Origin of the sequence: Halococcus sediminicola (assembly GCF_000755245.1) — an archaeon.
Classification (GTDB): domain Archaea; phylum Halobacteriota; class Halobacteria; order Halobacteriales; family Halococcaceae; genus Halococcus; species Halococcus sediminicola.
This window is the reverse complement of sequence record NZ_BBMP01000023.1, coordinates 47,839-61,289: the sequence shown is the minus strand read 5'-3', so window position 1 is coordinate 61,289 and position 13,451 is coordinate 47,839. Positions and strand designations below refer to the sequence as shown.

Sequence of the window (13,451 nt, the reverse complement as noted above, 5' to 3'; positions counted from 1 at the left end):
CCGGGCGTGTTTGAAGCCGACGTTCTTCGCGACGTGATAATCGGCGTGAACCTCGTTTCTGCAGTCAGCCACAAGAGGAACCGGGTGCGACGCGACGACGTGATCGTCAGGGACCGCAACGCCGACAGTTGCCGATCCAACGTACTGGGCTACGACAGTTCGTGGCCACAGTTCGGACAGAACGACTCGTTCCCGTCCAGCAGATGCAGACACTCGACACAGATCCGGTTGCTCGGAGAAGTGGCGATGTCCTCCAGAAAGTCCATCGCTGTCCGCGATTCGACACCTGGCCCGTAGCCGCGAGCATACCCAGGGAGTGTCGAGGCCCACTGAACGGTTCCCTCGTCATCGACGACCGCGATGTTGCCGGCAATATCGAGTGTCCCGTACCGCTTGAATCCGTCCGACGGCGTCGGGTCAATGGTCTGATTCAGATCTCGATTCCGTTTGAGATCGCGTTCGTAGACTTCCTCGGGTGAGGGATATCGCACTTCGCCAGGGAAGTCCGTGATCGGTCCATGCTGTTCGTCAATGCGATCGATCTCGACGGTGATACCATGCTCGTCGTGCAGCGTCCCCAGCAGGCCGAGCGTGTGCTCGTACCATTCCCGGATGTCCGCATCTGCGTAGTAGCGTATCTTCATCTGTCCGAGTCGGTCTCATCTATGGCCGCGATGCGAGTAGAGAGACTGTCGGCGAGCAACTCGTTGGCGAGTTCGCTGGCACGATCGACCATTTCCTCGTGATCCATTTCCTCAGTTTCGAAAGACTCGTAGACGCACCACTGCTCCGCGGTCGGATCGAACACGAGCACGTGAGTCTTCGTTTCCATATCCAGTAGAACGCCTCAATCACCCCGGGTGTCGAACTAGGAAACCCCATCGCGCCACGGATCTTCGGGTTGTCGCTCTCGCCGATTTGCTTGACGATGTTGTCGGTGACCGGCTGGCTCGGAAGCGACGAAAGAAATTTGGGCGAGCTATCGGAATTGTCGGTCATACGTCTCGTTTGGTGGAGGTTCATCTTGAATCCGTGGCTCTACCCTGACGACCTGACCGACAAAATTCTGCTCTATTGAAAATGGAAGACAGCGTAGGGATTGGGGCGTTCCGCTGGTTGTTGGTAGATAAAATTCAGCACATCTCTCACCGAAATTGATCGAGATGAGATAGCGATGATCGTCACCGCCAGTACAGGTGAGAGACCACTCTACTTCTCGGTCGAAGTGCGCGATTTCTCGGCTCAAAATCTACTCACCCCGCTGCCGTACCGCATTTTCAATAGAGCAGGAGTCTCCTACTCTCTAAGGACAACAAGCCATAATTTTTGCAAATTCACTAGCATCTCTTGAGAACATCTCTCTCTCTTTTCAGTCCGCCTTTTCTTGTTCTATCCTCGAACCGGGTTGCAAAATCTTTATGATAGATTTCTTCAAAAGTATCTATGAAAAAGGAAGAGGGAGGAGCAACGGGTGATGCCATGCAGCGGACTGACAAATCTAACACAGTAGACCGAGTACGAGCCTGTGAGAAGTGTGGAAAACGAATGACGGATCCCTATATTGGGGACAGATTCTGCTACCATTGTCTGAGTAGTTAGCACAATCATCTACTTATTTCACTTAGAATCTCTCTAAACGATTTTCGGAGGGATAAGGGTAAGATCCTACATTGGATTCAGTTTCCTTCAGCTACTCTCACATACCCTTGAACCACTACTAACGGGCAACTCTGTAGGGAGGGAGAGAACAACTATGGAAAGCCGGTGTAAGGGCCGGCCAAACCCTCTGTCTCAAGGCCGAGTGTGGACATCTGGACAGATGTCATGATACAATGATTACCGACCACACTCGACAATTGGTTATTGAGGGACAACGACAAAAACATTTCGTCTGAACAGCAAATCACCTCATACTCTCTGAGGATACTCACAGGCCGCTGAAGGGCAAAGCGGGGGAAGAAGAGCAATGCCTCATGAGAGCCGGCAGGGTTGCTCAGTTGGGAGCTACGGCCCAATTGAGGACCGCAGGGAGGCTCTGAGTAAGATGGGATAACCGTCATACTCATAGTCTACAAGAATACCGAACAATCCCGACGCCGTGTGCCGTTTTCAACAGAGCACAAAATTCCGGCTTGTTGTCGGGACAACACTAACAGTCTTCCTGTTCAAAGCACCCCTTATGACCAGCTACGTGTTTCGCGTATGGCTGTTGCCGCACCCGCCGCTGGAATTCGAACCCAACGAGGAAATCTAGCGTGACATACAGGTAGATGGTTTACAGACGTTGGACGAGTTTCGCGAGGCGATATTCGAGGCCTTCGACCGCTGGGAGGCCCATATCTACGAGTTCCTCACCCGCGACGAGGACGGCATTTCCACCCGGAGCTACGTCCATCCTCAGCTCTACGATGGCGGGTTCGAGTTGGGTACCGATGGACAACGACCAGATCGAGCGATTCATCGGTATCGCCACCCTCGTGGTATCCATCGCTGCGATCCGCGTGTTCGTTAGCGAGGAGACCGAGGAACTGTCACGTGAACACTTTACCCGCCGGATGGGTTGGGCGGCACTGAACGTCTTCGTCGGCGCCATCGCCTTCGGGATCATCGTCGCTCTCGGGTTTGTCGCGTTGATTATCCCGGAAATCTTCCTCCTGGTGACGTTGGCATTTTGGTCCGTCTTCGTCGCCGTTGAGGACGAAAACTTCCTCAGTGGCTTCAGCAGCAGCTGGGGATTCACCAAGGGCCACCGCTTCAGCCTCCTGTTATTGGGTATCGCTGTGATACTCATTGGGATCGTCGTCGACGCGGTCTTCGGGCTCGGGGCCATCGCGGGTGTGACCGTCGGACTCGTGGTTGCACAGGCTGGTAGTGCTATCGTGACCGTCTTCTCGACGGCCGTGCTCGCCGCCGCCTACACCGAACTCACGGCCCTCCCGAGTGAAGACACTCCCATGGTCGAAGAGGAGTCTGTCTCCCCTCGCGACGGTACGAAAACTGCCTGATTCAGGCGGTGATAAGGGACCGAGCCCCATTCGATCGGTCGATTTTTCGATGGGGACGGTACGAGTTCATTTTTTCACTTGGTGCATCCTACGGGCCTGCTACGGGCGACCGGCCACAGCTACCGCGAAACCGAGAATCGACTCCGGTGTTTCGCCGAACTTCGTGAGATTCTCAAGCTCGATTTCGATCCGCTCGTCCTCAGACAGGGATCGAGGCCCGAAACAGTCGGTCACAACGCGTTGATCCGGGATGCCGGATACTCGCAGCGGTGAATGGCCGAAACGTCGTACTCGTCGGTCAAGCGCTCGCACGGGGAGCCGAGCGAGCGCACCACTGGTATCGGGAGTTCCGTGAGATCGTTCTGAGGTTCGCCGTCTCGAACATCGAACAGCTTCGTGAACCACTCTGATCACCGTGCCCTGTGCCTATTCAACACAGCACTACAGAGCACTTCTATAGGGATTAGCCGAAGTCTTTGTACTTTCTAATGTCACGGAATAGCTACCTGTTGAAATCGGCGTGCGATATAGGGCGCGTATCGGTCAGCACATATCGGGACTGATGAACTCTCTTGACCGAAGACTCTCGCTCGGTGGCTATCTTGCTCTATTGGTGAGGAACGCACCCCAGAACGAGGAGTATATTATTACACCGCCAATGCTGATATCAGTATTCTCGCTGAGAAGCACGGATTCAAGCACAATTCCGACGTTACGCGGTGATCCTCACCTAGAAAAATTCTGTAGTAGATTCCTGAAGAAAGCGAGTAAGTCTTGGGCTACAGGGTTTCCAACAACAGTAACTGTATCAAATCCAGCGTATCCATGTTCACCAGACTCATCTCGCTCCCAGTAAAGCCATGCAACGTCGTTTTCATTATCAAGACCCGTACTATTAATCGGGAATTGTAGAGCTACCGCATTGACCGACTCTGCATCATTTCCATGACCAGAATGTATTTTAGTGACTTTACCATTCCCAGCAGGACGAGCACCTTCTCCGTCGTCAAGAGCACTCCGTGAACCAAATCTATATCTTACATCTTGTTCGGTCGGATCAAATGTTTCGCGCTTCCCCTCGCTATTGAGAAACGTCGAGGGAAGGACTGCGACCGAGACATGGTCGTGTTTGTTGAAATCAACATAATTATCTTCATTATCTGGTTGAACATCAATATCAAGTTCGGCTGGGAAATGGGCTGCCGCGACTCCAGTTATCGCAGGGAGAGCGATTGCTGCGCTAGCAGCGCCAACGGCACCTCCAAGGAAACGTCGCCGTCCAATATGTCGAGTCGTACTCTTGTCCGGTGTTGAGGAGTGGTCTGTGTCTACCATTTCGACAATATAAGGGAGATCGGAGGTGAGTTGATTATTCTGGTTCAACCGTCGAAAAGTCGCTTTGTGCACGATTATGATTGCCGAGTGCTTCATCATCGTGAGCGTTGTCGTCGGGATGACGGTTCTTTGTGATCTCGAAGATTCTTTCCCCCCAGTGAAATGGCGTATCCGGACCATTCACGCAGTTCTGCGACGATCCCTGGCTTCGTATTTCGCTTGAGACGGCTGACGAAGTAGCCGTCGTTCTCAGAAGGACTTTCGAGGCATGGACCAGAACCGGCTTTTCGCTACGGCGTGTACGGCTAAGTATGCCAGCAGGCACGGAGAGGGGTCTCTCCCGACGCACGTTCGTGAAAGCTGCCGTCGCAATCGGCGGGCCGGCAGCGCTGTCAGCCTGCGTAGCCCGCGAGAACGCTCCTGACCTCCCGCAAGGACCGAACGACCTCTCGACGTTGCCGACGCGCCAACACGCATGGAACGAGTTCCTCGCGCTCGGCGACAACGACAACCACCTTGGTCCGCGCCACCGCGTGCTGCTATACCTCCGTTACCGGAAAGAGGGGACGCCAACGCGAAAAGACGGGGAGCAAATGGAACGAGCACTGCGAACGCTTGAACGGGCGTATCCCCACTCCCACGACGGCCTGTTGTTCACCGTGAGCTACTCGCCGGCGTATTTCGAACGCTTCAACGAGTCGCTCCCGCAGTCGGTCGATCTCCAGAAGCCGAAGGCGCTCACACCATTCGAGGCCCCGGAACTCGATCGGCCGGATGCAGTCGTACACCTCGCCAGCGACCACGGACAGGTCGTCTTGGGTGCGGAGGAGGCTCTCGTAGGAGACCGGAAAAATCTGAACGGTGTCGACATCGACGTCTCGCTCAAGAAGGTTTTCGAGCGGATTGACCGGCGGACAGGGTTCGTTGGCGACGGATTACCCGCTGATAATCAGGACGTCCAAGGGATTCCCGATTCAGAGCCCGTACCCGACGACTCGCCGTTGTACATGGGTTTCAAATCCGGCTTCGACAAAAACCAGGCGACCGAGGACGACGTGACTATTAACTCAGGACCGTTCACGGGCGGAACGACCCAGCAGATCTCGACAATCAAGCTCCACCTCGATCAGTGGTACGAGCAGGACAGCCGCTATCAGCGCGTCGGCAAGATGTTTTGCCCAGCCCACGCCGAGTCGGGTATTGTCGAGGGTGACGGCGACAATCTGGGCAATTCGAGCCGAATGGACGACTGTCCGCCCGCCGAGAAATCCGCCCGCGAGTCGGGGCTGGTCGGCCACTCGCAGAAGGCCGCCCGTGCGCGCGAGAACGACCGACCGGTGATCCTCCGGCGCGATTTCGATTCGACCGATGGCGACGAAGCCACACTGCATTTCCTCTCACTCCAGCAGGACACGACCGATTTCACGAAGACTCGCGAGTCAATGACCGGCACCGACCTCGCCGAGGAATCCGCACTCGGTCGAAAGAACAACAACGGCATTCTCCAGTATATGTCTGTGACGCGCCGCGGCAACTACCTCCTCCCACCGCGCGGGCTACGGGCGCTTCCTGCCGCCGTGCCGCGGCAGTGAACTGAATGTCGACAAATACGGAATCGTCGCTACGCAACCTACCGAACCCGTTTTCGAGCACTGAACCAGAACGCACTCGAAGCAAGCAGTCATAGGGTAGGTAATGGATCGACGATCGTTTCTCCGAGCCGGCACGGCCGCGAGCACGGTCGGCGCTGGCCTCCTCGCCGGCTGTTCGGGGCTTTTCTCTGTCCAGACAGGACCTCCAGGGCGGATGCCACCACTGCCCGAGAACCGTCCCGCTGCCGTTTATTTTCCCTCGCACGTCGAAGGCATGAAAATGGTCGGTGTGAGCGAGACGGCCGCCGGAAACGGAACAAATGCAACAAACCGCTCGAACGGCTCACGGGACAGTTCGGGAACGGCTACGGGCTATCGGTGTGCACTCTCGTATAGCTATCCCCACCGGTTCTGGACCGTCACCGGCGAGCGGACGAAGAAGGTGTCCGTGGAGGACGATTCGCTCCACCTCATGGTGAACGTCTGGGATCCGGCAACCGGGATTTCGCCGTTAGATACGAACCCGACGGTATCAGTCTCGCAAGACGGCGAATCGGTGACGACACTCTCCCCGTGGACGATGCTCTCCCAGAACATGGGTTTTCATACCGGCGACAACGTCTCGCTGCCCGGTGCCGGTGATTACACCGTCAGGGTCAACATCCCGCCGACGTCCGCACAGCGGACGGGTGCATTCGCGAACCGGTTCGGTGGCCGGCAGTCGTTTGAGTTCACGCTCACCTTTGACCCCGAGAAAATGAGCGACATCATGTTCAAGCGGCTCGGTGAGAAAGCGGGCACACGCGGGGCGGTCAAGCCAATGAACATGAAGAAAATGCCGCTCACACTCGCGCCGAAGAAGGAGGCGCTTCCCGGCCGACCGCTCGGGACGATCCGGACCGGCAACGCTGTGTTCGTCGTGCGAGCGCTCGACGAGGCATCCCGGTTCGATACGGATGGGAAAAAGTATCTTGCCGTCTCGGCACGGACGCCGTACAACCGATACATCCTACCGGCGATGTCGCTGTCGGCGACAGTGATGCGGGGCGACGAGACGGTCTTCGATGGGCCGCTCCAGGCGACGATCGACCCGGAGTTGAACTACCACTACGGAGTCGGTGTCGAGAGTATCCAGTCCGACGACGAGATCGAGATCACGGTTGATGCGCCACCGCAGGTCGCCCGTCACGAGGGCTATGAAACCGCCTTTCTCGATATGCCGTCGCGAACGCTCACCGTCGGCGGCAAATCGTCCGGGTAGTGATTCGCTGGATCATTTCTACCGGCGTCACGTGGCCTCGACATGAGCTATGAAACGACGACGGCGACGGCCGGCTATTCCTCTGCCACATCCTCCAGCAACCGATCGGTCAGGCGAACGAACCGATCGACCATGCGCGTCGGCGACGAGGGGCTGACTTCCCGCAGCAGCCGCGTCGTCTCGGTTGGGCGAACGAGCACGAGCGTGACATGATTGCGTTCGTCGCGCTTCTTCACGATGACATCCTGTTCAACGAGGTGATCAAGGTGCCACTCAAGTGTGCTGCGGGCGACATCGAGTTCGTCGGCGAGTGGTTGGGGCCGTGTTGGCCCGTGCTCACAGAGCACCGCGACGATATCACCGGCGGTCTCGCGGCGCAACAGCGAGAGCGCGCCGCGTCGCCACTCGTTACACTCGGGCGGGTAGTAGTGGGTCCGACCGTATCGCTGCTCGTCGGTTACCGCTCCCGATGAACACAGCCGTTTCAGATGGTATTGGACCTGTCCGGGCGCGAGGTCGAGCGTGCGCACGAGTCCGTTGAAATGAATGCCGGGAGCCGTGTGGATGCGCCGCGCGACGCGCTTACGAGTCTTGTTCATTGATGGTCGGGTTCGGACGTTCAGTCGTGCGAGCGTAGTATACCGCGGCGAGCAGTAGGATAGCCATGACGCCATCAAGCGCGTGTTCGAGAAGATGGTGGAAGACTACCGTAACCATTCCCTCCATCGCCAACCCGCCGACCAGCGTGCGCCCTGCCAATGTCCCGAGCGCCATTGTGATCAGCAGATACGAGCGCGAGCGTCGCTGTGTCAACGCAACGACGGCAAGTCCGAGGACAATCAGTGAGACGATGCCCGTAATGGCGAGGACGGTTGGCAGCGCGATATCGCCGATCAGTGTCGATCCTTGGCTCATTCCTATATGCAGAACGGAAATTGGTAGCTCCATTTCACGCTGTTACCTTCCTATCCCGTGTGAGAGCATCGTCATGTCGGGGCCGATAACGAGGATTGTTCCTGCAGGGACGACTTCGTTGTTCCATTAGTGGTGATAGGGCAATCATCCGAATAATGATTCTGGTACAGGAGTCGAATCATTTCTCTCATGAAACGACTGGCCGCGAGATGACCCACAACGAAATCACCGTGTAGCCAACCATCAGCATCACAAGGGGAAGGTGTGCTCGTCTAGCCCGGGCGAGCGTTTCGTAGCGCTCGACTGCCACAGTATGAGCAGCCACAACAGCGATGACGTGTCCAGCGACGATCAACAGTACCTGGGAGCCCCAAAACACGGGCAGCGAGAGCCACCCGAGCAGATTAGGTGGTCCTACCGGCGAGAGAACAAGCGACCACGCGATAGCCATGAGCCGTCCGAGCCGCTCGACGACGAACGGGTAGTTGTGGGCAACCTCGTAGGCCGCGGCAATCGGCAGTACCGTCGGTGCAAACGCAATAGCAGTATTTCTCCACCCACCACCCGCACCAGCGATTTGCATTGCCATACTGACGATAACGAACGCCGCGATGAATCCACCTAATCCAAGCACGTACACGAGCACGCTCGTCTCGGGGCCGGTCGTAAGCAAATCACGAAGGCTGAACAGAAGGCTCTGGAACTCCGGCGTGTTCGTGAAGCCGTCGAAACTCACTGTATAAACTGTGGCAACGACGAACGCGACGAGACCGAAGCGCTCGACGGGATGCGTACAGTTGGTCCATGGCGGATGAACGACGACGCGGTAGCCGTCATCCACCGAGCGGTAATCCACTGGAGCAACCCGTCCAAACAGTTGATAGAGCACTGACAGCGCGTCAGCATAGCGAAACCATTCCCGACCGAAGACAACCGCACCGAGGACCATCATTGTGGCATAGCCAGCGATGACGATGGCCGTCGCTACTGGCGAGCGTGGCACGACCGTGAGATTTTCCAAGATGCCGATGCCGACGATGAATCCGCCGAGTGCGGGCCAGTAGCCGAGCCACGACGGATATTCGTCGACCAACGCGATGTCGCTACCCTCGATCCGCGCCAGTCCATCGTAGAGCGTCCGCCACGGCGACAGCACTCGCCACGGGTTTCCGATGAGAATCGAGAGCAGGCCGACGCCCTTGAACCACACAGCCCAGACGAACACTGTGGCGAAGTTCTCGGCGGCGATCTGCGGGCCGAAGAGACCACGAGCGATGGTGACGAGAAAGCCACTGAAAAAGATCGCTCGCGCCCCATACCGCACGAATTTTGCGATATTCGTCGGAATCACGACCCCATCCCACGTTCGTGCCGTCGCGGAGCGCTCGCCCGTCACAGCGAGCCATGCCGCTGTGGCAGCAACCGTGACCCCCGCACCGCCAAACAATAGGGAGAGCGGAATCGGTGCGGTGAAGCGTGAATTCTGAATCTGATGGGCACCCACGACGTCGACGAACGTCGTAAGTGCGATCAGAAGAATGAGCACGCTCCGGCGCTTGTCCATTCCCTTACTTACTGAATAGTAGCAAAGAAGCCGTTGATATCACCTCCATTGGTACGATTCTCGAATCCATTAGGCCAACACGAGCTTTATTCCCGGCTGGATGGAATGCGGAGGTGTGCAGGCGCGAACTGTGGTGGCCGCAGTGCTCATTCTCTCGGTACTAGCTGGAACGGCGGTTCTCGGGTTCAGTAGTCTCAGTAGCTCGGGCGGCACGCTCGACGAACGATGGGTGAGTAACACCTCGACGGATATCGTCGGGAATCACCACGCCCCTGCTGCCGGGAAAATCAACGGCAAGGGAATGGTGTTCGCGCCGATCAGCGGGAGCGGGAACACTAGCAGTTGTCGGCTCGTGGCGCTGGCCGCCGACAACGCAACACCACAGTGGCGCTATCAGGTCCCGCCGGCCAACTGCACGATTCACTCGGTCGCCGACCCGATACTCGCCGATTTCGACGACGATGGGACGAAAGAGGTCGTCGCAACCACGACCGAAGACCTCGTCACCGCTCTCGACCCACAAACCGGCACCCAAGAGTTCGAACACAACCTCACCGACTACGGTTACACCCAACCCCTCGTCGCGGACGTGACCGGCAACAGCACCAAAGAAATCGTTGTCGTCGACTTCCGCGGAACGGCGTTCGTCGTTCGGCCTAACGGCAGCGCGGTCTGGACCCGGAAGCTCGACGCGAAGACGGAGGCCCAACCCGCGGTCGCCGATTTCACTGGTGACAACGAGAGCGAAATCGCCGTCGGAGCGGGTCAGAAAGCCGTTCTGTTAGACCAGAACGGAACGGTCACCTGGAATCAAACGAAGCCGTTCGGGTCGTCAATTACGTGGATGACGACTGGGAAGGCTGATGACGATGAGGCGGTCGAGATCATTGCTGCAACGGTCGGTGGGCGGGTCGTCGCGCTTGATGGTGAGCGCGGGGCGGTGCAGTGGCGAAAGAACTTCGACGATCTCGCGGCGGTTCACGCCTTCGAGGATGGCGATGGTGATGGGACAGCCGAAGTCTATGTAGCCGCCAAGGACGGCAAACTCAGGAGTCTCAACGCGAGCGACGGCACGGTTGAGTGGTCGACCCAACTCACCGCCGAGGACGTACCGATGACGCCGCCGCCGAGCATGGGTGATATCGACGGCGATGGCGAACCGGAACTGGTGGCGGTGACGAACAACGGCATCGTCTCAGTCGTTGATCCGGATTCGGGGGACATCCGTGCTTCGTACGAGCGAAACGTGCCGATCTATGTCCATCCGACAATTGCGAATACAGACGACGACCCCGCCGAGGAACTGTATGCGATCTACGGCGATGGTCGCGTTGTCGCGCTTTCGTACGAACATCGGGAGTTGCGTAGGTGAGGATAATCAGATTCTGCTCGTCGTCAAAGTAGGTTCGTTCGACCAGCCACACACGGACACCATCATCAAATTGCTCGGTCATATTCGCCCGGTTATTGTGCCTCAGGATTGAATGATGGAGATGGCATATAGGTGAATCTCCAGACACATAGAAGTCAAATTTGCAAGATACACGCTCTGAATCGGTCAGACGGGAGCTATCAGAAGGACAGGAGTTCTGAATGACGGTGTTGACTAAGGGCGCGTATCTTGCATATCGGTTCGCCAGAGGTGTTCTGCTCGGGCAATTCACTGCTCGCTTACCGAATTCAGTTTCCTATTTCGCTCCCAATGGTCGTATTTTCGGACGAAATCAACGAGTAACTCGCTCAATTTGCACATCGAAAAGATTGGGGCACAGCTATTGGTGCGCAAGATGGGGATTGCGATTTTCTCGACACGCAACCGCATATCTTTGGGCAGTTCGCAGAGTTCACGACTAGGGTCCTCCCTCACAGTTCACCCACTTTGTGAAATTGTCTGGGTATTATCCATCTCGCGTCCCTCCTTACTAGGGGATGAGCGAGCTTTTCCAACCACCAAGCCGCTCATCCCTCTTTCATACCGCATCCGAGCACGAGTACCCAAACGACACTTTCATGTACAGGCTTCGTTCACCTATCCTTCGTGTCGACGATAGCCGAGTTTAGCATCCCAATCGCGGAATTTGCGCTTTCGGAGACGCTCGAACGCCAGCCGGACATGGTGTTCGAAGTCGACCGCGTGGTGGCCCATGATACGACCCACGTAGTACCGTTCGTGAGAGCAACACAGGGCGATTTCGGAGAACTGACCGAGATACTCGAAGCCGATACGAGCGTCGAGGAAGTCGAACTGCTCGCCAACGTTGAGGGAGAGTCCTACTATCGGATGGTGTGGATCAATCGTGCAGAAATCATCGGCTATATGGTCGCCGAGCAGGGCGCGACCGTCCACGAGGCGATCGCGAGCGATGACGAGTGGCACTTGCGGGTGTTCTTCCCTGAGCGGCGTGGGCTTTCGGCAACGAACGACTACGCACGCGAGAACGGATTCACGCTCGACGTAACCGCTATCTATGGGCTGGGAGACCTCGAAGAGGCCCAGCACAATCTCACCAAACAACAGTATGACACTCTCACCACGGCCGTCGAGCGAGGCTACTACGACATTCCACGCGGAACGAATGCCAAGGAACTCGCTAACGAACTCGACATCTCCCATCAGGCACTCTCCGAACGGTTCCGACGCGCAACCAAGAACCTCGTCAAGAATTCGCTCCTCGTCGACGAAGACGAAGAAGATTGACTGTATGGATCGATAAGAGACAAGAGATAGCGACAGAGATGCGTGCGATATAGCCTCTCTCCAGCACACCGCTCCTGACAGAAACTTGGCAGTTCGTACAAACCCTGCTGAAAGGGCGCGTATCGGTCATGGCCAGTCGAGTACTCATTTAAATACCTAGCCGATCATTTTAGCGCAAACAATGCCGATTTTCGATCGGACCGAATCAAAAAATCATCAGGTGATCGACCGATGGGATGGAGGTATAGGATGGATTGCTCATCCAGACGAAGACTCACGCCGCGCAAGCCATGCAGTCGTTGGTGATAATGGCGGAGTGTGGCTTATTGATCCCCTCGACACACCAGACCTTGATGTATTGCTTGACGAGGTAGGAGAGGAAGTCGTTGGTATTGCAATTCTATCAGAACTACACATACGAGATGCGGGAATTCTCGCGGATCGATACGGTGTCCCTGTGTTCGTCCCAGAGGAGATGGATGGTATCGCAGAGCGAGTTGAGGCACCGATTGAGCGATGTTCAGAAACACTGGGTGATTCTGGATTCCGTATTCATCGATTTGAATATGATACAATCGCGTATCGCGACTCGGATCGGACGCTCTACGTCCCTGATCTATTGGGGACGGTATCCTTCTACACTGTTGGTGACGAGCGAATTGGATTGTTTTTGCTCGGTCGGATCTCACCGCCTAAAGATCTGAACGACTTCGTTCCTGACCGCATTCTCGTTGGACACGGAGCTGGAATTCTTACCGATGCATCAGCAGCCCTCACAGACGCACTGAGAGGAGCACGTAGACGGTTTCCCAGAGCACTACTAACGAACGGTCTGAAACAGATGCGCGCGACGTATACTGCAATGAAGGAGTAGTAGATTTGAGCTACACATGGTCGAATCCTCAAGAGGTTCCTTGTATTCGTGAGCGGTACTTTTACCCCTCAGCCTCTGTCATCTCTGTATGAGCAATTCGCCAGTTATTGCGCTCTAAGTACAACGAACAGATCCGCTTTTGTTTGCTGAATACAGCGCGTATCTTGCACATTGCCCGGACTCAGTGGCGTGGTCTGGTGTGTGAAA

At 56.4% G+C, this 13,451-nt stretch carries 12 protein-coding genes and 1 pseudogene; 7 read left to right on the top strand and 6 right to left on the bottom strand.

Annotation, left to right across the window (positions count from 1 at the left end; translation table 11 throughout):
* Positions 1-149: 149 nt before the first annotated feature.
* Both ACP97_RS14560 and ACP97_RS20870 read right to left on the bottom strand, forming a co-directional pair.
* Positions 150-644: a zinc ribbon domain-containing protein gene (locus ACP97_RS14560; RefSeq protein WP_049998572.1), complete on the bottom strand. Its 495-nt coding sequence runs from the start codon at positions 642-644 to the stop codon at positions 150-152.
* Entirely contained in the window at positions 641-832 is a 192-nt protein-coding gene (locus ACP97_RS20870; protein WP_237561182.1) for a hypothetical protein, read from the bottom strand. Before ACP97_RS20870 ends, ACP97_RS14560 begins: the two co-directional genes overlap by 4 nt.
* 1,600 nt (positions 833-2,432) lie before the next feature.
* Between ACP97_RS20870 and ACP97_RS20865 the strand changes: the two genes are divergently transcribed.
* Both ACP97_RS20865 and ACP97_RS19150 read left to right on the top strand, forming a co-directional pair.
* Complete coding sequence (locus ACP97_RS20865) at positions 2,433-3,005, top strand: hypothetical protein (protein ID WP_049998571.1); 573 nt, start codon at positions 2,433-2,435, stop codon at positions 3,003-3,005.
* Between the two features lie 183 nt (positions 3,006-3,188).
* Positions 3,189-3,415: pseudogene (locus ACP97_RS19150) on the top strand (IS5/IS1182 family transposase); the annotation flags it as partial.
* Positions 3,416-3,731: 316 nt separating this feature from the next.
* Here the strand turns inward: ACP97_RS19150 and ACP97_RS19145 are convergent.
* Positions 3,732-4,340: a hypothetical protein gene (locus ACP97_RS19145; RefSeq protein ID WP_237561181.1), complete on the bottom strand. Its 609-nt coding sequence runs from the start codon at positions 4,338-4,340 to the stop codon at positions 3,732-3,734.
* 311 nt (positions 4,341-4,651) lie between these two features.
* Between ACP97_RS19145 and ACP97_RS14535 the strand changes: the two genes are divergently transcribed.
* Together ACP97_RS14535 and ACP97_RS14530 are read left to right on the top strand one after the other, a co-directional pair.
* A complete protein-coding gene (locus tag ACP97_RS14535; RefSeq protein ID WP_049998568.1) occupies positions 4,652-5,932 on the top strand; it encodes a twin-arginine translocation signal domain-containing protein in 1,281 nt (426 codons plus the stop codon).
* Between the two features lie 103 nt (positions 5,933-6,035).
* Complete coding sequence (locus ACP97_RS14530; RefSeq protein ID WP_049998567.1) at positions 6,036-7,193, top strand: iron transporter; 1,158 nt, start codon at positions 6,036-6,038, stop codon at positions 7,191-7,193.
* Positions 7,194-7,267: 74 nt separating this feature from the next.
* Here the strand turns inward: ACP97_RS14530 and ACP97_RS14525 are convergent, their stop codons facing one another.
* From ACP97_RS14525 to ACP97_RS14515, 3 genes are all read right to left on the bottom strand, one after another.
* Positions 7,268-7,792 (bottom strand): winged helix-turn-helix transcriptional regulator, encoded by a 525-nt coding sequence (locus tag ACP97_RS14525; protein WP_049998566.1) that lies wholly within the window; start codon positions 7,790-7,792, stop codon positions 7,268-7,270.
* Positions 7,776-8,108, bottom strand: a complete 333-nt coding sequence (locus tag ACP97_RS14520) for a DUF7471 family protein (protein ID WP_202593628.1) — start codon at positions 8,106-8,108, stop codon at positions 7,776-7,778. Before ACP97_RS14520 ends, ACP97_RS14525 begins: the two co-directional genes overlap by 17 nt.
* A 187-nt stretch (positions 8,109-8,295) precedes the next feature.
* Entirely contained in the window at positions 8,296-9,672 is a 1,377-nt protein-coding gene (locus tag ACP97_RS14515) for a hypothetical protein (protein WP_049998564.1), read from the bottom strand.
* Positions 9,673-9,787: 115 nt separating this feature from the next.
* Here ACP97_RS14515 and ACP97_RS14510 point away from each other — a divergent pair, with 115 nt between their 5' ends.
* The 3 genes from ACP97_RS14510 (at position 9,788) to ACP97_RS19140 (ending at position 13,244) form a co-directional block, all read left to right on the top strand.
* The gene (locus ACP97_RS14510; RefSeq protein WP_049998563.1) at positions 9,788-11,044 is read left to right on the top strand and encodes an outer membrane protein assembly factor BamB family protein; all 1,257 of its coding nucleotides are present in this window, start codon (positions 9,788-9,790) and stop codon (positions 11,042-11,044) included.
* Between the two features lie 666 nt (positions 11,045-11,710).
* On the top strand, positions 11,711-12,370 hold the full coding sequence (locus ACP97_RS14505; RefSeq protein WP_049998562.1) for a helix-turn-helix domain-containing protein: 660 nt from the start codon (positions 11,711-11,713) through the stop codon (positions 12,368-12,370).
* Between the two features lie 181 nt (positions 12,371-12,551).
* The gene (locus ACP97_RS19140) at positions 12,552-13,244 is read left to right on the top strand and encodes a hypothetical protein (RefSeq protein WP_079977646.1); all 693 of its coding nucleotides are present in this window, start codon (positions 12,552-12,554) and stop codon (positions 13,242-13,244) included.
* The last annotated feature ends 207 nt before the right edge of the window (positions 13,245-13,451 follow it).

Coding starts and splice junctions, on each gene's coding strand:
- ACP97_RS14530 (WP_049998567.1), top strand. CDS start 6,036: ATGGATCGACGATCGTTTCTCCGAGCCGGCACGGCCGCGAGCACGGTC.
- ACP97_RS14560 (WP_049998572.1), bottom strand. CDS start 644: ATGAAGATACGCTACTACGCAGATGCGGACATCCGGGAATGGTACGAG.
- ACP97_RS14515 (WP_049998564.1), bottom strand. CDS start 9,672: ATGGACAAGCGCCGGAGCGTGCTCATTCTTCTGATCGCACTTACGACG.
- ACP97_RS20865 (WP_049998571.1), top strand. CDS start 2,433: ATGGACAACGACCAGATCGAGCGATTCATCGGTATCGCCACCCTCGTG.
- ACP97_RS20870 (WP_237561182.1), bottom strand. CDS start 832: ATGGAAACGAAGACTCACGTGCTCGTGTTCGATCCGACCGCGGAGCAG.
- ACP97_RS14535 (WP_049998568.1), top strand. CDS start 4,652: ATGCCAGCAGGCACGGAGAGGGGTCTCTCCCGACGCACGTTCGTGAAA.
- ACP97_RS19145 (WP_237561181.1), bottom strand. CDS start 4,340: ATGGTAGACACAGACCACTCCTCAACACCGGACAAGAGTACGACTCGA.
- ACP97_RS19140 (WP_079977646.1), top strand. CDS start 12,552: ATGCCGATTTTCGATCGGACCGAATCAAAAAATCATCAGGTGATCGAC.
- ACP97_RS14520 (WP_202593628.1), bottom strand. CDS start 8,108: ATGAGCCAAGGATCGACACTGATCGGCGATATCGCGCTGCCAACCGTC.
- ACP97_RS14525 (WP_049998566.1), bottom strand. CDS start 7,792: ATGAACAAGACTCGTAAGCGCGTCGCGCGGCGCATCCACACGGCTCCC.